General features: G+C 60.5%; 22 protein-coding genes and 1 pseudogene. 8 read left to right on the forward strand and 15 right to left on the reverse strand.

What is annotated here, in order from left to right; genetic code table 11:
- A pseudogene (gene rne, locus NV64_RS06330) lies at nt 1–572 on the forward strand (ribonuclease E); the annotation flags it as partial.
- 348 nt (nt 573–920) lie between these two features.
- Here rne and flgL read toward each other — a convergent pair.
- The 11 genes from flgL to flgB form a co-directional block, all read right to left on the reverse strand.
- The gene (gene flgL, locus NV64_RS06335) at nt 921–1886 is read right to left on the reverse strand and encodes a flagellar hook-associated protein FlgL (RefSeq protein ID WP_101505560.1); all 966 of its coding nucleotides are present in this window, start codon (nt 1884–1886) and stop codon (nt 921–923) included.
- A gap of 21 nt (nt 1887–1907) precedes the next feature.
- Nucleotides 1908–3560: a flagellar hook-associated protein FlgK gene (gene flgK / locus NV64_RS06340; RefSeq protein ID WP_101505561.1), complete on the reverse strand. Its 1653-nt coding sequence runs from the start codon at nt 3558–3560 to the stop codon at nt 1908–1910.
- A gap of 145 nt (nt 3561–3705) precedes the next feature.
- Nucleotides 3706–4635: a flagellar assembly peptidoglycan hydrolase FlgJ gene (gene flgJ, locus NV64_RS06345; RefSeq protein WP_101505562.1), complete on the reverse strand. Its 930-nt coding sequence runs from the start codon at nt 4633–4635 to the stop codon at nt 3706–3708.
- Nucleotides 4635–5744, reverse strand: a complete 1110-nt coding sequence (locus tag NV64_RS06350; protein WP_056236612.1) for a flagellar basal body P-ring protein FlgI — start codon at nt 5742–5744, stop codon at nt 4635–4637. Before NV64_RS06350 ends, flgJ begins: the two co-directional genes overlap by 1 nt.
- Before the next feature lie 9 nt (nt 5745–5753).
- Nucleotides 5754–6455, reverse strand: a complete 702-nt coding sequence (locus NV64_RS06355; RefSeq protein ID WP_056236614.1) for a flagellar basal body L-ring protein FlgH — start codon at nt 6453–6455, stop codon at nt 5754–5756.
- Between the two features lie 82 nt (nt 6456–6537).
- Nucleotides 6538–7320, reverse strand: coding sequence for a flagellar basal-body rod protein FlgG (gene flgG / locus NV64_RS06360; RefSeq protein ID WP_056236616.1), 783 nt, complete (start codon nt 7318–7320; stop codon nt 6538–6540).
- A 15-nt stretch (nt 7321–7335) separates the two neighbouring features.
- Nucleotides 7336–8091: a flagellar basal body rod protein FlgF gene (locus NV64_RS06365; protein ID WP_056236618.1), complete on the reverse strand. Its 756-nt coding sequence runs from the start codon at nt 8089–8091 to the stop codon at nt 7336–7338.
- A gap of 21 nt (nt 8092–8112) precedes the next feature.
- On the reverse strand, nt 8113–9309 hold the full coding sequence (gene flgE / locus NV64_RS06370) for a flagellar hook protein FlgE (protein ID WP_056236620.1): 1197 nt from the start codon (nt 9307–9309) through the stop codon (nt 8113–8115).
- Nucleotides 9310–9333: 24 nt separating this feature from the next.
- Complete coding sequence (gene flgD / locus NV64_RS06375; RefSeq protein ID WP_056236622.1) at nt 9334–10002, reverse strand: flagellar hook assembly protein FlgD; 669 nt, start codon at nt 10000–10002, stop codon at nt 9334–9336.
- An 11-nt stretch (nt 10003–10013) separates the two neighbouring features.
- Nucleotides 10014–10418 carry a flagellar basal body rod protein FlgC gene (flgC, locus tag NV64_RS06380; RefSeq protein ID WP_056236623.1) on the reverse strand — a complete coding sequence of 135 codons (405 nt, stop codon included), beginning with the start codon at nt 10416–10418 and terminating at the stop codon, nt 10014–10016.
- Nucleotides 10419–10421: 3 nt separating this feature from the next.
- Entirely contained in the window at nt 10422–10835 is a 414-nt protein-coding gene (gene flgB, locus NV64_RS06385; protein WP_056236625.1) for a flagellar basal body rod protein FlgB, read from the reverse strand.
- Nucleotides 10836–10988: 153 nt separating this feature from the next.
- Here flgB and flgA point away from each other — a divergent pair, with 153 nt between their 5' ends.
- The 3 genes from flgA to flgN all read left to right on the forward strand — a co-directional run bounded on the left by flgA (nt 10989) and on the right by flgN (nt 12541).
- The gene (flgA, locus tag NV64_RS06390) at nt 10989–11657 is read left to right on the forward strand and encodes a flagellar basal body P-ring formation chaperone FlgA (RefSeq protein WP_101505563.1); all 669 of its coding nucleotides are present in this window, start codon (nt 10989–10991) and stop codon (nt 11655–11657) included.
- A 149-nt stretch (nt 11658–11806) separates the two neighbouring features.
- A complete protein-coding gene (flgM, locus tag NV64_RS06395) occupies nt 11807–12106 on the forward strand; it encodes a flagellar biosynthesis anti-sigma factor FlgM (protein WP_056236629.1) in 300 nt (99 codons plus the stop codon).
- Nucleotides 12107–12109: 3 nt separating this feature from the next.
- Nucleotides 12110–12541 carry a flagellar export chaperone FlgN gene (gene flgN / locus NV64_RS06400; protein WP_056236632.1) on the forward strand — a complete coding sequence of 144 codons (432 nt, stop codon included), beginning with the start codon at nt 12110–12112 and terminating at the stop codon, nt 12539–12541.
- Nucleotides 12542–12667: 126 nt separating this feature from the next.
- Here the strand turns inward: flgN and murJ are convergent, their stop codons facing one another.
- The 4 genes from murJ to rimJ form a co-directional block, all read right to left on the reverse strand.
- Nucleotides 12668–14206: a murein biosynthesis integral membrane protein MurJ gene (gene murJ / locus NV64_RS06405; RefSeq protein ID WP_056236634.1), complete on the reverse strand. Its 1539-nt coding sequence runs from the start codon at nt 14204–14206 to the stop codon at nt 12668–12670.
- A gap of 195 nt (nt 14207–14401) precedes the next feature.
- Nucleotides 14402–15325, reverse strand: a complete 924-nt coding sequence (locus NV64_RS06410) for a Gfo/Idh/MocA family protein (RefSeq protein ID WP_101505564.1) — start codon at nt 15323–15325, stop codon at nt 14402–14404.
- Nucleotides 15318–15989 carry a DUF480 domain-containing protein gene (locus NV64_RS06415; RefSeq protein ID WP_056237158.1) on the reverse strand — a complete coding sequence of 224 codons (672 nt, stop codon included), beginning with the start codon at nt 15987–15989 and terminating at the stop codon, nt 15318–15320. Before NV64_RS06415 ends, NV64_RS06410 begins: the two co-directional genes overlap by 8 nt.
- An 8-nt stretch (nt 15990–15997) precedes the next feature.
- A complete protein-coding gene (rimJ, locus tag NV64_RS06420; RefSeq protein ID WP_056236636.1) occupies nt 15998–16591 on the reverse strand; it encodes a ribosomal protein S5-alanine N-acetyltransferase in 594 nt (197 codons plus the stop codon).
- Nucleotides 16592–16863: 272 nt separating this feature from the next.
- Here rimJ and grxB point away from each other — a divergent pair, with 272 nt between their 5' ends.
- The 4 genes from grxB to dinI all read left to right on the forward strand — a co-directional run bounded on the left by grxB (nt 16864) and on the right by dinI (nt 20134).
- Nucleotides 16864–17511: a glutaredoxin 2 gene (gene grxB, locus NV64_RS06425; RefSeq protein ID WP_056236638.1), complete on the forward strand. Its 648-nt coding sequence runs from the start codon at nt 16864–16866 to the stop codon at nt 17509–17511.
- 331 nt (nt 17512–17842) lie between these two features.
- Complete coding sequence (locus NV64_RS06430; protein WP_056236641.1) at nt 17843–18406, forward strand: lipoprotein; 564 nt, start codon at nt 17843–17845, stop codon at nt 18404–18406.
- 318 nt (nt 18407–18724) lie between these two features.
- Entirely contained in the window at nt 18725–19777 is a 1053-nt protein-coding gene (gene pyrC, locus NV64_RS06435) for a dihydroorotase (protein ID WP_056236642.1), read from the forward strand.
- A gap of 114 nt (nt 19778–19891) precedes the next feature.
- Nucleotides 19892–20134, forward strand: coding sequence for a DNA damage-inducible protein I (gene dinI, locus NV64_RS06440; protein ID WP_056236643.1), 243 nt, complete (start codon nt 19892–19894; stop codon nt 20132–20134).
- Nucleotides 20135–20266 lie beyond the last annotated feature (132 nt).

Here is a 20266-nt window from a genome sequence, read left to right on the forward strand (position 1 = left end):
TCGCTGAACCGCAGGCAGAGACCCCGGTGAGCGTGGTGAATACCGATGACACCACGGCTATCGACGTTGCTGCCGACCAGGTACCTTCGGTGATCCCACCGGCGAAAGAGAGCGTGGTTGAAGAGGTGATTGCTCAGGCGGTTGCCACTGATGATGCCCGGGTGACTGCAGCGGCTGAACAGGTTGCAGAGCCTGTGACAGCGGATGCGGCAGTCGCCAGCGAACTGGCGCAGCAGCAGGCCGCGGACGTCAGTGAAGAGACGGCACAGCAGGTTGCTGAGATCGTTGAAGCGCAGCAGGCTGCCGTGGCTGAACAGCCGGCAGTCAGCGAACCGCATGCTGCGGTCCCGGGGCGCGATCTGCCCGCCGCTGAGCTGAACGCTGCACCGGCGCAGGGCGTCTACAAGCACCACGCTACCGCACCGATGACCAAAGCACCTGCGCCGGACTTCCAGCCAGAACCGGCCCGCAACAGCGACTGGGTACGCCCGGACTTCAACTTTGAAGGTAAAGGCGCTGCGGGTGGCCACGCCGCTACTCATCAGGCGACCGCACCGGCAACGCGTCCTTAAGCGACGGGTTAGCTGATGCAAAAGCCCCGGCCAGCTGGCCGGGGCTTTTTTTTGCGCAAAATACCCCCCCCTCACTGCCCTGCATAACATCAGGCTGCGGCCTGTACCGGCGGCCTTGTGTAACGCCCGCCTCAGGGTGCCACCTCCGGCGCAATAAGGGGTTAACCGCCTGCCGCAGAATTCTGCCTGAGTCTGCCACTCCCTTCCGGTTGCGCTCGGTGTCGTACCGGCTGGTGCGGTGCTGCAGGATAAACAGCAGGCAAAAAAAAACCGCCGCCAGCAGGTCAGTGCGGGCAGCGGTTCAGGTTGAACGTCAGTATTGAGGCGCGCTCGAGAGTTAAATCAGTATTACGCGTTCATCGCAAACAGCGACATCTTCGACATCTGGCTGAATACGGTATAGGAAGCCTGCAGCGCCGCCTGCTTCATCGTCCAGTCGGATGCTGCTTCGGTCACATCTGCATCCACCAGCCCGCTCATCTGAGTTTTCAGATTCAGCGCAGTATCCGCCGCACGGTCATCCAGGTCTTCCAGCTCCTTGAGCTGAATACCGTTCTCAGAGCGCACGCTCAGCACGTTATTCAGTGAGTTACTCAGGCCACGGTTGGTTTTAGCGATGGCGTCGCTGGCCGCGGTACGCGTGGCTGAGTCAGCGTCTGCCAGCGGAACTTTCAGTGAGGCAATCGCGGTGCTCAGTGTCGTAAAGAGATTGCTTTCACCGGCAGAGCCGTCCGGCTCGGTTTTGGCGTTACTGGTCAGCGACATAAAGACTTTTTCGCCGGTGTGGCTGGTGGTCATAGTGCGGCTGGCGTCCACTTTCTGCGTAATAGCAATATCGCCGCCGTTATAGGTGACGTTGCCGCTGGCATCGGTGCTGAAGGGTGGAGTGTCACTCTTGTAACCGCCAAAGATATAGCGGCCGTTACCGTCGGTGCTGTTTGCCAGGCTCAGCAGCTGATCGCGCAGGCCTTCCAGCTGGGTGGCGTAAGAGGCGCGGTCATCATCAGACAGCGTACCGGTTGCGGCGGCCACGATAGTGGTCTGCGCGCTCTGAATCACCGATGTCACCTGAGTCAGGGTGGTTTCTTCCGTCGACTGCGCCTGAGTGGAAAAGACGCGCGCGGTCTTAAACTGATCCTGCTGCGCCTGCGCCTGGGAGACCACTACCGCCTGCGAGGCGGCAACCGGGTCGTCGGACGGTTTTACAACGCGTAAGCCGGTAGAGAGCCGATCGCCTGCCGCCAGCCAGCTCTGCTGAGCCGTCGAGATGCCGCGCGTCTGCTGGTCATAAATCATCGTGGTACTGAGTCGCATGGTGTAGTCCTTCTGGCGCTATCAGCGAACGGCGCTGAGTAGAGCATCGAAAATAGAGGAGGCCGTCTGCAGCACCTGCGCGTTAGCCATGTAGTACTGCTGATAGCGGGTCAGATTACCGTACTCCTCATCGAGGTTAACCCCGGAGACGGACTGCTGCTGGTTGCTCAGCTGCGTCACCACGTTGGTCTGGGTGGTGCTGGTGGTTTTCAGGGTGCTGGTTTTGTTACCCACATCCGCCACCATGCTGGCATAGGCCTGGGTCAGGGTGCTTTTACCGTTGATCACGCCTTTGGTCTGCAGGTCAACCAGCGCCTGGGCATTTTCATTGTTGCTGACACCGTTGGCGCTGCTTGCCGCCGCCAGTTTGGCTTCGTCGGTAATACTGACGCTCATATTGGTAATAACGTTGGCCAGCGGCTTCACGGTAAAGCTGTCTTTTACCGCCGGCGTGCCGTCAACCGTCAGCTTCAGGCCGTCAAAGCTCAGCGTTGCGTTGCCGTCGGCGTCGGTGCCGCTGGCGGCGGTAATGCTGGCGTTATCGCTGAGACGAGTCACCTTCCAGCCATTGTCGCCAAAGGTGACGGTGTAGTTAGACGCCTGCACTTTGCTGCTGTCGGCAATGGCCGCCGTTACCTCAGTAGCGCTGGTATTTTTGGTATTCGACAGCACGCTGGTGCCACCGAAATTGAAGAAGTCTTCACCGGCGTCGCCGTTACTGTCAACGCCCGCCTTGTGCTGGGTGTTGAAGCTGTCGCCCAGCGCCAGCGCCAGCTGGCTCACCTGGTTGCGGGTGCTGTCAAGATCGCTGCGGAACGCCAGCAGGCCGCCCAGCGAACCGGTGTTGAACTGATTTTCAGGGATCTCGCTGGTGTTGCCGGTTTTAGCGTTGACCGTGGCCAGGGTGATGCGGCCCGGATCGCTGCTGGAAGGTACCGCCGCCAGCTGATAGTAGCTGCTGCCGTTCACCAGCGAGATGCCGTTACCGATTGAGATATTGTAGCTGGTGCCATCCTGCTGGCTGACGGTCACGCCCACCAGGTTGTTCAGTTCGTTGACCAGGCGGTCACGCTGGTCCAGCAGATCGTTCGGATCGCTGCCGGCGCTGGTGTTGGTAAGTTTAGCGATCTGCTGGTTGATATTGGCGATCGATTTCGCGTAGGTGTTGACCTGATCGACCGTTGACGAGATCGAGGTGTTCAGGCTGGTGTCCATATTGCTGAGGTAGGTATTGGTCACCTTAAACTGGTTCACCAGCCCTTCGGCTTTACCCAGCACCGCCTGCCGCGCTGACGGATCGCTGGCGTTACTGACCAGCGTCTGCACCGAGCTGAAGAAGCTCTGGATGCTGCTCGACAGCGTGTTGCTGGTGCTGGAAAGCATATCGTCAATGTTAGAAATCTGGCTGTACTGGGTGGTCAGCGCGCTGTTCTGCGCGCTGGCCGTGCGCAGCTGGGTGGTAATAAACTGGTCATATTCGCGGGAAATCGCCGACACCTTAACGCCGTTGCCGTAATACTGGCCGCCGAGCAGCGTACTGTTACCCTGCGCCAGCACGGTGGTCTGACGGGAATAGCCGGACACGCTGTAGTTACTGATGTTGTTACTGGTAGTGCTTAACGCGGCCTGAGCGGCGCTTAAGCCGGTCATTGCGGTATTAATGATGTTAGACATGTCGGTTCCTTTGTTACCGGCAGCGGCAGTGCCAGCCATGACGAAAACGATGCCGGGAGAGAGCTCATCCGGCCTGTAGCAGTTATCGGTAAAAAGCAGGCAAACTTGAGCGGTTTCTTCAGACTGAAACCGCTGCATAACCGGGTCAGAACAGCTTGCTCAGGTCCTGGCCGTAGGCTTTTACCACCTTGTCACCGATGTGTTTAAACTGCTGGATCATGCCCATCAGCTTCTGGGCATATTTCGGATCGGTGGCGTAGCCGGCGGCCTGCAGCGCCCGTGCGCCCTGCTCCGGTGAAGAGGCGCTGGTCACCGCCGCGTAGCGTGGGTTGTTACTCAGCAGATTGACGTAGTCCTGCAGCGCCTCGGAATAGGAGTCATAGACGCGGAACTTCGCGTTAACCTTCTTCGCCTCACCGTTCTCATACTCGGTGGTCATAATATCGGTGGTCTTACCCTGCCAGCTGCCGCCGGCCTTGATACCGAAGACGTTAAAACTCGGCTTGCCGTCGCGGGTGAGGATCTGCCGCTGCCCCCAGCCTGACTCCAGCGCGGCCTGCGCAAGGATCAGGTGATGTGGGATCCCGCTCTGTGCGCTGGCCTCGCGCGCCGGCTGCGCCAGCTGGGCGATAAAGGCCTGGCCGTCGGGCGTGCCTGGCGTCGGCAGGCGCGGCACCGCACGGCGCACGGTTTGTTCCATCTCCAGCGGCGGCAGCGTGTTGATAAAGCTTTTATCCAGCGGCATCGGCACCGTGCCGGCCTTCTCGTCCGGCGGAGCCTGGGTTGCCATCTGCTTAACGATCACGTCCGCCAGCCCCAGCCCTCTCGCCGCAATCTGCTGGCTGATCTGCTGATCGTAGACCGAGGTGTAGAGTCTGGTCTGGTCGCTGCTCATCAGGCCATCCTGCGGCAGCGCGTCGCGCATGCTTTTCATCATCATCTGCACGAACATCCCTTCCACCTGCTTCGCGACCGCTTTGGCATGGGTTTTCGGGTCGCTGGCGGCCAGCCGCTTCAGGTTGTTTAAGGAGCGGCTGTCCCAGGCCGCATCCGTCATCGACTGCGCGTCACCCATCAGATAATTTCCAGTTTGGCGTGCAGGCAGCCCGCCGACTGCATCGATTGCAGAATCGACATCAGGTCGATCGGCGTGGCGCCCAGCGCGTTCAGCGCGCGTACCACGCTGTTCAGGTTGGCGCTGGCGCTGACGCTCTGCAGCGCGCCGCCGGACTGGCGCATGTCGATCTGCGTCTGCGGCGTCACCACCGTCTGGCCGCCGCCAAACGGCGTATCCGGCTGGCTGACGTTCTGCGTCTGGTTAACGGTGACCGACAGGTTACCCTGCGCAATCGCGCACTGGCTGAGCATCACTTCGCGGTTCATCACCACCGATCCGGTACGCGAGTTGATGATCACCTTCGCGTCCTGAATCGGCACCGAGACGTCGATATTTTGAATGTCGGCCAGCAGGCGCACCTGAGAGGTATTGTTGGCCGTGGTGCGGATCTGCACGGTGCGCCCGTCCACCGCCTGCGCCATACCGTAACCGCCGCGGCTGTTAATGGCATCGCTGATGCGCTGCGCCATGCTGAAATCTTCCGCATTCAGGAACAGATTAATGACGTTACTGGTGCCGAAGTTGTTCGGCAACTCACGCTCAATGGTGGCACCGCCGGTGATGCGGCCGCCGTTAACCTGGTTGACCTGCACGCTGCTGCCGCCCGCCGAAGCCGCCGCGCCGCCCACGAGGATATTCCCCTGCGCCAGCGCATAGACCTGGTTATCGACCCCTTTCAGCGGGGTCATCAGCAGCGTACCGCCGCGCAGGCTTTTGGCGTTACCCATTGAAGAGACCACCACGTCCATCACCTGCCCCTGACGGCCAAAGGCCGGCAGTTTGCCGGTGACCATCACCGCCGCCACGTTTTTCAGCTGCATATTGGTGCCGGCCGGCACGGTGATGCCCAGCTGCGACAGCATGTTGTTCATACTCTGGGTGGTGAACGGCGTCTGGGTGGTCTGGTCACCGGTGCCGTCCAGCCCCACCACCAGGCCATAGCCAATCAGCGAGTTATCACGCACGCCGCCGACGGTGGTCAGATCGCGTATACGGTCCGCCCGGGTCGGTAAACTGAGCGCGGTCAGTACCAGCAGCAGGGCAAATCGACTCAATACATAACGCATGGCAACCTCTTACATCGGTGAAATATTCAGGAAGAACCGCTGCAGCCAGCCCATAGTCTGCGCTTCATTGATGTAGCCGTTACCGACGTACTCAATGCGCGCGTCGGCCACCTGAGTGGAGACCACGCTGTTGCTGCCGCTGATGGTGCGCGGATTGACCACGCCGGAGAAGCGAATAAATTCGGTTCCCTGATTAATCTCAATCTGTTTCTCACCGATCACGTTCAGGTTGCCGTTCGGCAGCACCTGGTTAACGGTAACGGTAATGGTACCGGTAAAGGTGTTATTGGCCGTTGCGCCGCCCTTACCTTCGAAATCATTTTTACCGGCGCCGGCGAAGGTGGTCTTATCTCCACCCAGCAGGCCGCTGAGCGAACTTGGCGTAGCGGTCAGGCCAAAGCTGCTGCTGCCGTTACGACCGGCATTGGCGGTAGAACTCTTACTCGCGCTGACGTTTTCCTGCAGCGTGATGGTTAACGTGTCGCCGATATTACGCGGGCGGCGATCCTCGAACAGCGGCTGGTAGCCGTAGTTCATCGGCATCACGCCCTGAAAAATTGAGCCGTTGACCACCGGGGGAGAAGCCGGCAGCGGCTGCGCCGTGGTTGATCCTTCGACCAGCGGCTTACGTGGCACTAAGGCACACCCGCTCAGCGTCAGCAGCAGCGCGGCGACCATCAGACGTCCAGGCAGTGAAATCGGCATCGCCATGGAAATAAACCTTTTGTTACGGATGATAGAATTACGGGCCGGGCGAACCCGGCACCTGGGACGTGTTAAGTAACCCGCCCGGTTAGACCTGGTTCAGCTTCTGCAACATCTGATCGGAGGTGCTGATCGCCTTACTGTTAATTTCGTAGGCGCGCTGGGTCTGGATCATGCTGACCAGCTCTTCCGCCACGTTAACGTTGGAGGTCTCAACGTAGCCCTGATAGAGCAGCCCGGCACCGTTGTTGCCCGGGTTACTTTCCGTTGGCGCACCGGAGGCCTGGGTTTCCTGATACAGGTTCTCACCCATGCTTTCCAGGCCGGCATTGTTAATGAAGGTGCTCAGCGTCAGCTGACCGACCTGCACCGGGTTGGTTTGCCCCTGCTGGGTCACGCTGACCACGCCGTCGCGAGAGACGGTCATGCTCAGGGCGTTGGCCGGGATGGTGATCGCCGGCTGCACCGGGAAACCACCGTTGGTCACCAGCTGGCCGTTCTGATCGGTCTGGAACGAGCCGTCGCGGGTGTAAGCGATGGTGCCGTCCGGCATCTGCACCGAGAAGAAGCCCTGGCCGTTGATCGCCACGTCTTTCGACGATTCGGTCTGCGACAGGTTGCCCTGATTGTGCAGGCGCTCGGTCGCGACAGGACGCACGCCGGTACCGATCTGCAGGCCTGAAGGCAGCGTGGTCTGCTCAGAAGACTGCGCGCCTGGCTGACGCATGGTCTGGTACATCAGATCTTCAAATACCGCACGCTGGCGTTTAAAGCCGTTGGTGCTGACGTTCGCCAGGTTGTTGGCGATGACGTCCATATTAGTCTGCTGGGCGTCCAGACCGGTTTTAGCAATCCACAAAGAACGGATCATCTGTTATTCCTCTGCTCAGCTCATTGACAGCAGCTGGTTAGCGCGTTGTTCGTTTTCATCGACGCTGGAGATGACTTTCATCTGCATCTCAAAGCGGCGGGCGTTGGCAATCAGGTCCACCATGGTTTCGGTCGGCTTAACGTTGCTGCCTTCCAGCACGCCCGGCATCACTTTGACCGCCGGATCGGCCTGCAGCACCGCGCCGCGCTGCGCCTGAGCGGTCGCGTTAAGGCGGAACAGGCCATCATCACCGCGCACCACTTCACTGCCGGTGGCCTGTACCAGCTTCAGACGCCCCAGCTGGACCGTGGCGTTAGGCGCATCGCCCGGGTTCAGCGCGGTAATCGAACCGTCGGCGGCGATGGTGATCTCCGCCCCGTCCGGAACCGCGATTGGACCACCGTCACCCATCACCAGATTGCCCTGCACCGCCAGCTGGCCGGTCGGGGTAATCTGCATGCCGCCGTTGCGGGTATAGGCTTCGCTGCCGTCGGCGGTCTGCACCGCCAGCCAGCCGTCCTGCTGCACCGCCACGTCCAGCGCGCGCTCGGTATAGTCGAGCGGGCCCTGCGACATATCGGCACCGGGCGTTGACGCCGTCACCAGCGTTCGCGTCGGTAGCGACAGGCCTTCGACCGGTACCGCGCGCGCGGCGTTAAGCTGGGCGCGGAACCCCGGCGTTGAGGCGTTTGCCAGGTTACTGGCGGTAACCGCCTGCTGATTGAGAGTCTGGCTGGCAGCCCCCATCGCGGTATAGATAGCGTGATCCATAGGACAATCCTGTTAAGCGAATTAACGCAGGTTAACCATGGTGTTAAGCAGCTGATCCTGAGTTTTGATGGTCTGCGCGTTCGACTGATAGTTACGCTGCGCGACGATCATATTGGTCAGCTCTTTCGCCAGATCGACGTTAGAGGCTTCCAGTGCGCCAGCGGTCAGCGTACCGAGGTTACCGGTACCGGCCAGACCCACCAGCGCCTGCCCGGAGGAGGCGGTTTCGGACCACAGGTTATCGCCGACTGCCTTCAGGCCTTCAACGTTGGCAAAGTTCGCCAGCAGCACCTGGCCCAGCACCTGGGTTTTTTCGTTGGCGTAGGTACCGACGATGGTACCGTCATCGTTAATGGTATAGCTGGTCAGCGCGCCCGGCTTGTAGCCATCCTGAGTCGGGCTACCGAAGTTGCTGGCGACGTTTTGCTGCTGGCTGCCGGTCAGGTTGAAGGTGAAGGTCTGCGGAGCAGAGCCGTTCAGGCTGCCCAGCGACAGGGTCTGCGTGGCCTGGGAAGTCAGCTGACCGTTACTGTTGAAGGTCATAGTAAAGGTGCCCGCCGCCTGACCGGTGGTGGTGTCTACCGCGTTAGCGGTCCAGTTGTTGTCGCTGTTCTTGCCAAAATAGAGGTCAACGGCGTGCTCGTTACCCAGTGAGTCATACACGGTCATCTGGGTGTGGGCGGTAAAGCTGGTCGAATCGTCCGGATCGAACGTGGCGTTGGCCGGGCTCTTATCGGTGGAGTTCAGGTTAGCCACCAGAGCGGCTCGGGTGGTGGCACTGGCGGGCATCGCGGTGGTCGGCACGCTCAGCGCTACCGGATTTGCACCGGTCTGCACGGTCAGCGGGTTGCCGGCCGACGGGTAGCCGGTCAGGAACTGCCCCTGCATGTTAACGATATTGCGGTTCTCATCCAGCGTGAACTGGCCGTTGCGGCTGTAGTAAACGCCACCGGCGCTGTCGGCCATGCGGAAGAAACCGCCGTTGCTGATCGCCACGTCCAGACCACGGTTGGTGGTGTTGGTCGAGCCATCACCGAAGTCCTGCACCACGGCAGCAACGCGGGTACCGAGGCCGATTTTTGAGCCGGCAAACATATCGGCAAAAGCCACGCTGCTGGCCTTAAAGCCGGAGGTGGCGGAGTTGGAAATGTTGTTACCGATCACGTCAAGGTTGCTGGATGCCGCGTTTAAGCCGCTGACTGCCTGGGAAAAAGCCATGATGTCGCTCCGAAAATAGGGTTGTTAAATAATCTGACGCACGTTTTCCAGGGTAGTGGTACCCAGGGTGCCGAGATCCAGAACCGCGCCGGTCGACGTCTTGGTCACGCCGCTGACGTAGGCATAGTTAAGCGGCTGCGTAACCAGCTGGCCGTTGCCGTTGCTGGCGGCGATGGTAACGGTATATTTGCCGTCGGCGGCGACGGTGCCCGCGGTGGTTTTACCGTCCCACTGGAAGGTATGCACGCCGGCGCTCATCGCCCCTAAGTCGATGGTCTGCACCACTTCACCGCTGGCGTTGGTGATGGTGGCTTTCGCCGCGGTCGCTGCTTCGCTCAGCTCCACGCCAAACGGCGAGGTGGTGCTGTTGCCGACCAGCACCTGCGAGCCAGCCACCATCACGCCGTGGCCAATCAGGGTGGAAGCCTGCAGCGTCTGGCCGCTGGTAATCTGCCCGGAGATAGAGCCCAGCGTGGTGTTCAGCTTCTCGATCCCGCTCAGGGTGTTGATCTGCGCCAGCTGACTGGTCAGCTGGGCGTTATCCATCGGATTGGTCGGATCCTGGTTTTTCAACTGGGTGACCAGCAGGGTCAGAAAGTTACTCTGAAGATCCGCTGCACTGGTGTCGCTGGAAGAGGACGAACCGATCGTCGTGGTACTCAGCGACTCATTAACGCCTACTGCAATGCCCATCGGTTAACTCCTTATTGGCCCATCGTTAAGGTTTTCAACATCATCTGCTTCACGGTGTTTAACACCTCAACGTTGGCCTGATAGCTGCGCGAGGCCGACATGGTATTTACCGTTTCACCCACCACGTCCACATTAGGCATCTTCACGTAGCCTTTTTCATCGGCCATCGGATTACCCGGCTCGTAAACCAGTTTGGCCGGTGACGGATCGTCAATCACGCTGGCCACGCGTACGCCGCCGGTCGGTGAACCCGGTGCCGCGTTAACCTGAAAGACCACCTGTTTCGCCACGTACGGCTGCCCGTCCGGGCCGGTGACGCTGTCGGCGTTGGCCAGGTTACTGGCGCTGACGTTAAGACGCTGTGACTGCGCCGCCATCGCCGAACCGGCGATATCAAAAATGTTTAACAGTGCCATGCGTTATTGCCCCTGTAGTACCGACATCATGCCTTTGATCTGGCTGCTGATCAGCGTCAGATCCGTCTGGTACTTCAGGCTGTTATCGGCGAATTGTGTACGTTCACGATCCATATCCACCGTGTTGCCATCCAGCGAAGGCTGGTCCGGTACGCGGTACATCAGATCGAGTGAAGGGGGATTGCTGGTTTCCGCAGGAATATGGCGTGCCGACGTCACCGCCAGCGCCAGGCCGGATCCCGGCGCGCGCCCGTTCGCCATCACCTGTTTCAACTGGCTGGCGAAATCAATATCGCGCGCCTGATAGCCAGGGGTGTCTGCGTTGGCGATATTGGATGCCAGGATCTCCTGCCGCTGTGCACGCAGGTTTAACGCTTCGGTATTAAACCGAAGGGCTGCGTCCAGTTTGTCGAGCATGCGTCCTCCGCTTACTGAGTATTCAGAGTTGACAGCATAATCGCCCGCCGGAAAGCCTATCGTTTGAATAGCGCTAAAAATGGTCGCTAATTTGCGCCTTGACAGGAATGGGTCACGGGTAGAATCAGGTCATTCTTAAAAAGGGGGCTGCCTGTGCAAAAAGTGATACGCATCGTAACCGTTCTGCTGACGCTGCTGGCGGCGACGGCCAGCGCCGGCGACCTCAGCAGCCAGCTGAATCAGTTTTTTAAGGCCCGCTATGGGCAAAGCGGCAACCCTGCCGATACCCTTAACGTGGCGATCAAAACGCCTGAGAAGCTGTGGCCTTCCTGCGAAAAGCCACAGTTTTCGCTGCCCGGCAACGGCCGGATGTGGGGAAATATGAGCGTGGCGGCCAACTGTGACCGTGACCGGCGCTACATTCAGGTGCAGGTGCAGGTCACCGGAAGCTATGTGGTCGCCGCCCGCGCGGTCCAGCGTGGCACCCCGCTGACCGCCGGCGACCTGCGGCTGATGCGCGGCCGGCTGGACACCCTGCCCGCCCGAACGTTGCTGGATCTGCAGCAGGCCGTTGAGGCGATTGCCCTGCGCGACCTGGTCCCCGGCCAGCCGGTAACGCAGATGATGATGCGTCAGCCGTGGCGGGTCAAAGCCGGGCAGACGGTCAGGGTGGTGGCTAGCGGCGACGGGTTTAACATCACCAACGAGGGCAAGGCGATGAATAACGCCACCGTGGCGCAGAACGTGCGGGTGCGCCTGAGCTCAGGACAGATCGTCAGCGGTCCGGTGGGTTCCGATGGGAATGTTCTGATCTCGTTATAAACCATTAAAGAAATCTTCCGCTCTGCCGATAGTCTGGATAGCAGACGTAGTACTATAGCCAAAATAAATTCAGTCTCTTCGGCCCGGTAGCCCGGCACGCTTTTTCAGCGTACCCCGCCACCCTGGCTGATGTTTCCAGGAGCCAGACTATGAGCATCGACAGAACCCAGGCACTGAACGCGGCCAGCACGGTACAGACGCGCGATACCAATGATGTCGTGCCGCCAAAAGCCCGCCAGACGGCCGGGAAAAGTACCGACACCGCAGCCTCTCAGGTGATGCTGAGCGGCGCACAGTCACAGCTGACTAAAGCCAGCGCGCAGGATATCAACACCGCGCGCGTGGAGCAGTTAAAAACAGCAATCCGTAACGGCGAACTGAAAATGGACACCGGCAAAATTGCCGATGCGCTGATTCAGGAAGCTAAAGACGCTCTTCAGGGTAATTAATGAATGGATAAGCTACTGAACACACTGGATAAAATGCTGGAAGTGTTGGCATCACTGGCTGAAGTGATGGAAGCAGAACAGCAACAGCTTTCGGCAGGTCAGGTTGACAGTAGTTTATTACAGCGCATCACCGAAGATAAAAACTCGCTGCTCGGCACGCTGAATTTTATTGAAGAGATGCGCCGCGAGGCGGAAAAAACCAGCGCGCTGCATGTGCCCTACAGCCGCTACCCTGAGCTGGCCCGCCGCTGGGCGGCGATTCAGGATCAGACCGTGAAACTGCGCGACGTCAACCTGCATAACGGCATGCTGCTGAATCATCAGATGACGCACACCGAGCAGGCGCTGGAGATGCTGAAGCCGCATCAGTCGCAGAAGTTCTACGGCCCGGATGGCCAGGCGCGTCAGGGCGGGTTCCTCAGCCGCAAAGCCTGATGCCCTCCGCACCGCCCCCACCCTGCCACGCACTGCGTCGCGGGGTTTTCGCTTTTCCGTCACGCATGTAACCGGGAGTGCGTCAGCGCCGGTTTATCGTGCGGGCGGCGGGCGCCCGCACAATCCTTACGCTACGGTGCGCCGGGCAAAGTCACGTACGCGGAAGCCGAGTAAAGCCAGCGCGGCAAAATAGACCCCGCCGCCCACCGCGCAAACCGCCGCCAGCCGCAGCAGCCGTTCAGCCATATTCCCCGTCGCCCATTCCGGCATCAGCGCCAGCACGCCAAACAGCGCCGCCGCCATCAGGATCACCGCCACCAGCAGGCGCAGCAGGAAACCGGCCCAGCCCGGCTGCGGCTGGAAAATATCCTGTTTGCGCAGCTGCCAGTAGAGCAGCGCCGCGTTCAGGCAGGCACCCAGGCCAATCGACAGCGACAGCCCGGCATGCTTCAGCGGGCCGATAAACGCCAGGTTCATCAGCTGGGTCATCAGCAGCGTAAACATGGCGATGCGCACCGGCGTTTTAATGTTCTGGCGGGAGTAGAAACCGGGAGCCAGCACTTTCACCACGATCAACCCCATCAGTCCCACCGAGTAGGCCACCAGCGCACGCTGGGTCATTGAGGCGTCAAAGGCGGTAAACTTGCCGTACTGGAACAGCGCCACGGTCAGCGGTTCGGCCAGGATCCCCAGCGCCACCGCGCAGGGCAGCGCCAGCAGGAAACAGAGCCGCAGCCCCCAGTCCATCAGCCGTGAGTACTCAACCTGATTGCCGCTGGCAAAGCTTTTCGCCAGCGACGGCAGCAGAATGGTGCCCAGCGCCACGCCCAGCACCCCGGACGGAAACTCCATCAGCCGATCGGCGTAATACATCCACGACACCGAGCCGGAGACGAGGAACGAGGCAAAGATGGTGTTGATGATCAGCGAGATCTGGCTGACCGACACGCCGAGAATTGCCGGGCCCATCTGACGCATAACTCGCCAGACCCCGGCGTCCTTCATGTTCAGCCGCGGCAGCACCAGCATGCCAATCTTGCGCAGGTGCGGCAGCTGATAGCCCAGCTGCAGTACACCGCCCGCTACCACCGCCCAGGCCAGCGCCAGCACCGGCGGGTTAAAGTGCGGCGCGGCAAACAGCGCGAAGCCGATCATGCTGACGTTCAGCAGCGTCGGCGCAAACGCCGGCACCGAGAAGCGGTTCCAGGTGTTAAGGATTGCCCCGGCCAGCGAAGCCAGCGAAATCAGCATGATATAGGGGAAGGTGATGCGCAGCAGCGAGGAGGTTAGCGCAAACTTGTCGGCGGTATCGGTAAAGCCGGGCGCGGTGACCATGATCACCCACGGGGCGGCCAGCATGCCAAGCACGGTGACGATCGCCAGCGCCAGGGTCAGCAGGCCGGAGACGTAGGCGACGAACACCCGGGTGGCGTCATCGCCCTGCTTACTTTTATATTCGGCAAGGATCGGGACAAAGGCCTGCGAAAAAGCCCCTTCGGCAAAAATACGCCGCAGCAGGTTCGGCAGCTTAAAGGCGACAAAAAAGGCGTCGGTTGCCATGCCGGCACCAAACACGCGGGCGACAATCGCGTCACGGGCAAAGCCGAGCACGCGCGAGAACAGGGTCATTGAGCTGACCGCTGCCAGAGATTTCAACAGGTTCATGGGTTTCCTGACTGACGTGCCGGAGAGGGAATCATCCCTCTCCGGCCGATCGACCGGTTCAGCACGGGCGGCGTGTGACGCGGCGGCCCCGGCACAAACCGGCCTGCATTAAGGTGAGCATAGTGTACTGATGTGCAACGAAATAACCACCGGCGTTTGTTACCGTTTTTATCGGTACCGCCACCGTCCGGGCCGTTACTCGCGCTGCGCCTCGTGCCACAGCCGTTCGACAATGCGCTGCGCCATCAGCGCCTGTTCACCGCTGACGCTGGGGGCGGTCTGGTTTTCGGCACAGCGGATAAAGTGGTGCGCCGCGCCGACAAAGCCACGCTGCTCCAGGGTCGTCTGCCAGCCCGGGATCGGGTCAATAGTCACTTTCCCGCCCCGTTCCTGCTGCCAGTCGCGCATATCGCTGACCTGGTAAACCGCACCGTCATCAATAGCGCTAACGCGTTCGGCCTGACTGCCGGCGCAGCGGTGCATGCTGGTGGTCACCTGCACGCCGCCGGCGCGAAAGTGATGTTCGGCATACAGCAGGTGGCCATCGTCGTTGGTCTGCAGCGTGCCGCTCTGCGCCACGCCTGGCGCGCCGGCCAGCCACAGCGCGCTGTCGACCACGTGCAGATAATCATCCAGCAGGGTAAAACCGGCGTCGCGCGGGCCGACGCTGTCGCTGCGGTGTTTATCCATGCGCAGCGAGGCGGGCTGCACCAGTGCCGCCTGCAGCTGCAGATAGCGCGGGGCAAAGCGGCGGTTAAACGCCACCATCAGCCTGCGGCCGCGTGCGGCGGCCAGCTCGACCAGCTGTTCCGCTTCGCGCAGCGTGGCGGCCAGCGGCTTATCGACGCAGACGTCTTTGCCCGCGCGCAGCAGCCGATCGACGATGGCGAAGTGCGTGGCGGTGCTGCTGTGCACGAACACCGCATCACAGGCTGATGCCAGCGCGTCCAGCGAGGAGAACAGCGGAATGCGATAGCTGTCACAAACCGGCCGCGCCTTCTGCTGGTTGGGGGAGAAGGCACCGGCCACCTCCCAGCCGTCGGTGCAGGTGACCACCGGCAGCCAGGCCTTTTGCGCAATCCCCCCCAGCCCGACGATGCCAACTCTCAGCTTACTCATCGTCCTGCTCCTGATTGCCGGTCAGCCGCGCCAGCTGCTGTTGTAACGCCGCCACCTGCTGCTCCAGCTGGCTGACCCGGTCGGCGAGGCTCGCCCCACCGGCTGACAACGCCGCCGGGGTGTCAGTGTCGTTTTCGGCGGCGGCGGCGTCCACCTCGCCGCTGAACAGATGCATAAAGCGGCTCTCGCGTTTGCCCGGCTCGCGGGCCAGACGCACCACCAGCGCGCCCGACTCACGCGTCGCCAGCTGCGCCAGCGCCTGCTCCACCTCGGCCATATCGGCAAAGTCATGGATACGCTGGCAGCGGGTACGCAGCTCCCCCGGCGTCTGCGCGCCGCGCAGCAGCAGGGTGGCGACCAGCGCCACCTCGCCCGGGCTCAGCTTCAGCTGACCAAACTCGGAGTTACAGAAGCGCTGCTCGTACTTCATTACCCGGCTGCCAAATCCGCTGAGCCCGGTAACCTGGTGTTTTTTTACCAGCAGATCGAGGGTGTTCTGCACCTCGCCTTCGCTGAGCGCCATCACCGGTTCGCGATTCGACTTCTGATTACAGGCCGTTACTACCGCGTTCAGCGACATCGGATACTGATCCGGGGTGGTCACCTGCTTTTCCAGCAGGCAGCCAATCACCCGCGCTTCGTGCGCGGACAGCGGATTTTTGATCATCAGGGTTATACTCCACGCCGCTCCGGCGTCCAGTCAGGGGTGGTCAGCGCCGTCAGGACGTGATCCTGCCAGCGTCCGTCAATCATCAGGTAGTTCTTCGCATAGCCTTCTTTCTCAAACCCGAGCCGGGCCAGCAGGTCGCCGCTGCGCTGATTGTGCGGCATATAGTTGGCCATAATGCGGTGCATGCGCTGCTGGCGCTGCATATAGCGGATCGCCGCCTGCAGCGCTTCAAACATCATCCCCTGCCCCTGCCACTTCTCGCCCAGCGAATAACCGAGGTAGCAGGCGTGGAAGGAGCCGCGCAGCACGTTGCTGAAGTTGGCCACGCCGCGCACTTCATTTTCGGCCGGATCCATCACCGCAAAATAGTAGGCGCTGCCCTGCTTCTGCAGATCGCTAATCAGCCCGAGACGCGCCTGCCAGCCGGAGGGATAGCAGTGGCTGTCGTCGCGGATCGGTTCCCAGGGTTTCAGGTACTGACGGTTTTCCGCATAGTAATCGGCCAGCCGCCAGGCATCGCGCTCATGGACCAGGCGGACCACCAGACGATCGGTGGTCAGCCGCACTTTCGGGGCAGCGGTTCGATAGCCAAACATCGTTTCTCCTGAAATCGGTGGCCGGAATAGCGGTGATAACGCTTACTATACCTGCCAGGCGGATTGGCGGTAAAACACTGACGAACAAAATAATGATGATGCAATCATAAAACCACTGAAAACGGCTGACGACAGCTAAAATCCGTTACCGCCGTCGGCTGGCAGCGCCACCGTCTTTCCGCTAAAGTTTGCCCTCTCCCCTGTTCTCTTCCATACTTTGCGAATATATTCAGCCAATTAATTGTCACACTGACGCTAAAAAGGAGACGATATTGAAACTCTATATCTACGATCACTGTCCGTTCTGTGTGAAGGCACGCATGATTTTCGGCCTGAAAAATCTGCCGCTTGAGCTGGTGGTGATGCTCAACGATGACGAAGAGACGCCGATCCGCATGATCGGCCAGAAGATGGCGCCGATCCTGGTGAAGCAGGACGGCAGCTTTATGCCGGAGAGCCTGGATATCGTCGGGTATGTCGATAATCTGGACCACCAGCCGCTGCTGACCGGCCCGCTTAATCCGGCCATCGGTGACTGGCTGCGCCATATTCAAACCTACGTCAGCAAGCTGCTCTACCCGCGCGTGGCCGAAGCGCCGTTCGCCGAGTTTGCCACCCCGCAGGCGCGCAGCTATTTCAAAAACAAAAAGCAGCAGGTGGCCGGTGATTTCGAGGAGCTGAAAAAGCACTCTGCCGGTTTGATTAAGAACGTCAACGACGACCTGCGCAAGCTGGATAAGCTGATCGTTCAGCCAAATGCGGTCAACGGCGAGCTGTCGCTGGATGATATCCACCTGTTCCCGCTGCTGCGTTCGCTGTCGCTGGTGGCCGGCATTGAGTACCCGAGCCGCGTCGCCGCCTACCGCGACAACATGGCGAAACAGACGCAGATTAACCTGCTCAGCTCGGTCGCCGTCTGACCCTGTGGCGAACCGGCAACGGCCGGTTCGCCTCTTCTCCGGCGCTCTCACTGCCGCAACGTCGTCCTGCTCTTCAGCCAGCGCTCCCGCGCTTATGTGCTCCTGCCCTTGTGCCTGATCCCCTGTGCATCTGCCTGTGCTCCCGGTCCTCTTGCCTGATCTCTGCGTCTCTGTCCTGCCAGCCGCTTCTGATTCAGCCCCGGCACAGACACGCCCGTGCGCTGCCCCTTCCCCGAACCATTCGGCGTTGTCCTGGTGACGCGGGCCGTGAACTGTTGCATGCTGTGGCATCGCGGCAGGATGCGCCGTTTGACTCACGAGGAAGAAGAGCATGAAGAAACCCTTTTTAGCCGCCGCGGCCCTGCTGCTGGCCGGCCTGATCGCCGGCTGCAGCCAGATTGCCAGCTACAGCATCAGCGAGCAGGAGATTAACCAGGCGCTGGCGAAACATAACAATTACGAAAAACAGCTCGGGGTGCCCGGGCTGGTGGACGCGCATATTGTGCTGAACGATCTCAGCAGCCAGATCGGCCGCGAAGAGCCCAACAAGGTGACGCTGAACGGCACCGCAAAGGTCAATATCAGCTCGCTGTTCGGCCCGCAGCAGGCGGAGATGAAGCTGAAAATGAAAGCGCAGCCGGTGTTTGACCAGCCGCAGGGCGCGATCTATCTGAAGGATATGGAGCTGGTGGAGGTGCAGGTGCAGCCGGAGAAGATGCAGGGGGTGCTGAAAACCCTGACGCCGTATCTTAACCAGTCGCTGAAAGACTACTTCAACCAGAAGCCCGCCTATCTGCTGAGCAGCGATCGCAGCAAGGCGGAGTCGCTGGCAAAACGCTTCGCCAAAGGGCTGGAAGTCAAGCCGGGTGAGCTGGTTATTCCGTTTACCGACTAAGCTGATGCAGCCCCAGCCGATGTGGCTCAGCCTGGGCGTATGCCTGCCCGAACGGCCCGCCGTCGAGGGGTTGCGCGGGCACCTCTGCTAATAGCAGTTATCGTCTGGCCGAGACAGACCACGGCCTGCGTCATTTCGGTCACTGGCACAGAGTGCACCCTCTACATCTGACTGACGCCGAATTTATCTTTGCCGGCTCCGGCCGGCGATTAATCCGCCAACGCCCTGATAAACCAGGTGCAATTAGCACGGTTTATCCCTATGCTTAGACCCCGGCCAAAACCTGCCATCTCTTCAACTTTTGCCGGAGCACATCGCATGACCTCACAACCCCAGCAGTTAGTTATTCGCCGCCCAGACGACTGGCATATCCATTTGCGTGACGGAGAGATGCTGGAGGCGGTAGTGCCCTTTACCAGTGAGGTCTGTGGCCGGGCGATCGTGATGCCAAACCTGGTACCGCCGGTGACCAGCGTGGCCGCTGCCCGTGCTTACCGTGAACGTATTCAGGCCGCCGTACCGGCCGGGCACCGCTTTACCCCGCTGATGACCTGCTACCTGACCGACGGGCTGGATCCGAACGAGATCGAAAGCGGCTTCCGCGAAGGCGTGTTTACCGCCGCCAAACTCTACCCGGCGCATGCCACCACCAACTCGGCGCACGGCGTCACCAGCATTGCCGCCATTGCCCCGGTGCTGGAGCGCATGCAGAACATCGGCATGCCGCTGCTGATCCACGGCGAAGTGACCGATGCCCACATCGATATTTTCGATCGCGAAGCCCGTTTTATTGAAACGGTGCTGGAACCGCTGCGTAAGCAGTTCCCGGGGCTTAAGGTGGTGTGTGAACATATCACCACCAAAGAGGCGGCGGCCTACGTGCTGGAGGGCAATGAGCTGCTGGCGGCCACCATCACCCCGCAACATTTACTGTTCAACCGCAACCATATGCTGGTCGGCGGTATTCGCCCGCACCTTTACTGCCTGCCGATCCTGAAGCGCAACGTGCACCAGGAGGCGCTACGGGCCGCCGTGGCCAGCGGCCATAACCGTTTCTTCCTCGGTACCGATACCGCCCCGCACACCCGTGACCGCAAAGAGGCCTGCTGCGGCTGCGCCGGGGTGTTTAACGCGCCGTCGATGCTGGCCGCCTACGCTACGGTGTTTGAAGAGATCGGCGCGCTGGCACACTTCGAAGCCTTTACCTCAGAGAACGGCCCGGCGTTTTATGGCCTGCCGCTGAATGAAGGCACGGTGACGCTGGTGCGTGAGCCGTGGACGGTAGCAGAGAGCGTGGCGGTGGGCAGCGACGGCCATACGCTGGTGCCATTCCTCGCCGGTGAAACCCTGAACTGGCGCGTGCAGGCATAATTCCCGGTGCTATCCGCCGCCGGCTCCCTGCCGGCGGCGGAAAATATTTATGCCTGCTCATTGCTTTCGTGAAAAATACTGTATACATTCACAGTATATTAACCGGAGGCTCTCATGCGTGTTGAAGTCACTGTAGCAAAAACCACCTCACTCCCCGCCGGCGCGCTTGATGCCCTGACGCAGGAGCTCAGCAAACGTATCGATCGCCATTTTCCCGACGGCCATAATACCGTATCGGTTCGCTATGCCAGCGCCAGTAACCTGACGGTAATGGGTGGCGGCAAAGAAGCCAAAGATCAGATTAGCGATATTTTGCAGGAGACCTGGGAGAGCGCCGACGACTGGTTTATTCCCTGACTTGATCTGACCGCGCACGCCGTTTGCCTGCCGCGTCCCCCCGTTTTACCGTTGTGCCATTTTGCCGGGTGTCGCCATCCGGCTTTTTTACCTTCTGCTGACGCCTTGCCCTCTGGACGCCGCCCGAATAAT

Origin of the sequence: Erwinia sp. B116 (genome assembly GCF_002865965.1) — a bacterium.
Lineage (GTDB): Bacteria > Pseudomonadota > Gammaproteobacteria > Enterobacterales > Enterobacteriaceae > Erwinia.

Excerpts from the sequence above, each read along its gene's own strand:
- flgB (WP_056236625.1), bottom strand. The coding sequence starts at position 10,835 with ATGCTCGACAAACTGGACGCAGCCCTTCGGTTTAATACCGAAGCGTTA.
- flgJ (WP_101505562.1), bottom strand. The coding sequence starts at position 4,635 with ATGGGTGACGCGCAGTCGATGACGGATGCGGCCTGGGACAGCCGCTCC.
- flgN (WP_056236632.1), top strand. The coding sequence starts at position 12,110 with ATGGATAAGCTACTGAACACACTGGATAAAATGCTGGAAGTGTTGGCA.
- NV64_RS06355 (WP_056236614.1), bottom strand. The coding sequence starts at position 6,455 with ATGGCGATGCCGATTTCACTGCCTGGACGTCTGATGGTCGCCGCGCTG.
- NV64_RS06430 (WP_056236641.1), top strand. The coding sequence starts at position 17,843 with ATGAAGAAACCCTTTTTAGCCGCCGCGGCCCTGCTGCTGGCCGGCCTG.
- NV64_RS06410 (WP_101505564.1), bottom strand. The coding sequence starts at position 15,325 with ATGAGTAAGCTGAGAGTTGGCATCGTCGGGCTGGGGGGGATTGCGCAA.
- flgD (WP_056236622.1), bottom strand. The coding sequence starts at position 10,002 with ATGGGCATTGCAGTAGGCGTTAATGAGTCGCTGAGTACCACGACGATC.
- flgC (WP_056236623.1), bottom strand. The coding sequence starts at position 10,418 with ATGGCACTGTTAAACATTTTTGATATCGCCGGTTCGGCGATGGCGGCG.
- NV64_RS06350 (WP_056236612.1), bottom strand. The coding sequence starts at position 5,744 with ATGCGTTATGTATTGAGTCGATTTGCCCTGCTGCTGGTACTGACCGCG.
- NV64_RS06365 (WP_056236618.1), bottom strand. The coding sequence starts at position 8,091 with ATGGATCACGCTATCTATACCGCGATGGGGGCTGCCAGCCAGACTCTC.
- flgK (WP_101505561.1), bottom strand. The coding sequence starts at position 3,560 with ATGTCTAACATCATTAATACCGCAATGACCGGCTTAAGCGCCGCTCAG.
- flgM (WP_056236629.1), top strand. The coding sequence starts at position 11,807 with ATGAGCATCGACAGAACCCAGGCACTGAACGCGGCCAGCACGGTACAG.
- pyrC (WP_056236642.1), top strand. The coding sequence starts at position 18,725 with ATGACCTCACAACCCCAGCAGTTAGTTATTCGCCGCCCAGACGACTGG.
- flgL (WP_101505560.1), bottom strand. The coding sequence starts at position 1,886 with ATGCGACTCAGTACCACGATGATTTATGACCAGCAGACGCGCGGCATC.
- flgG (WP_056236616.1), bottom strand. The coding sequence starts at position 7,320 with ATGATCCGTTCTTTGTGGATTGCTAAAACCGGTCTGGACGCCCAGCAG.
- rimJ (WP_056236636.1), bottom strand. The coding sequence starts at position 16,591 with ATGTTTGGCTATCGAACCGCTGCCCCGAAAGTGCGGCTGACCACCGAT.
- flgE (WP_056236620.1), bottom strand. The coding sequence starts at position 9,309 with ATGGCTTTTTCCCAGGCAGTCAGCGGCTTAAACGCGGCATCCAGCAAC.
- murJ (WP_056236634.1), bottom strand. The coding sequence starts at position 14,206 with ATGAACCTGTTGAAATCTCTGGCAGCGGTCAGCTCAATGACCCTGTTC.
- dinI (WP_056236643.1), top strand. The coding sequence starts at position 19,892 with ATGCGTGTTGAAGTCACTGTAGCAAAAACCACCTCACTCCCCGCCGGC.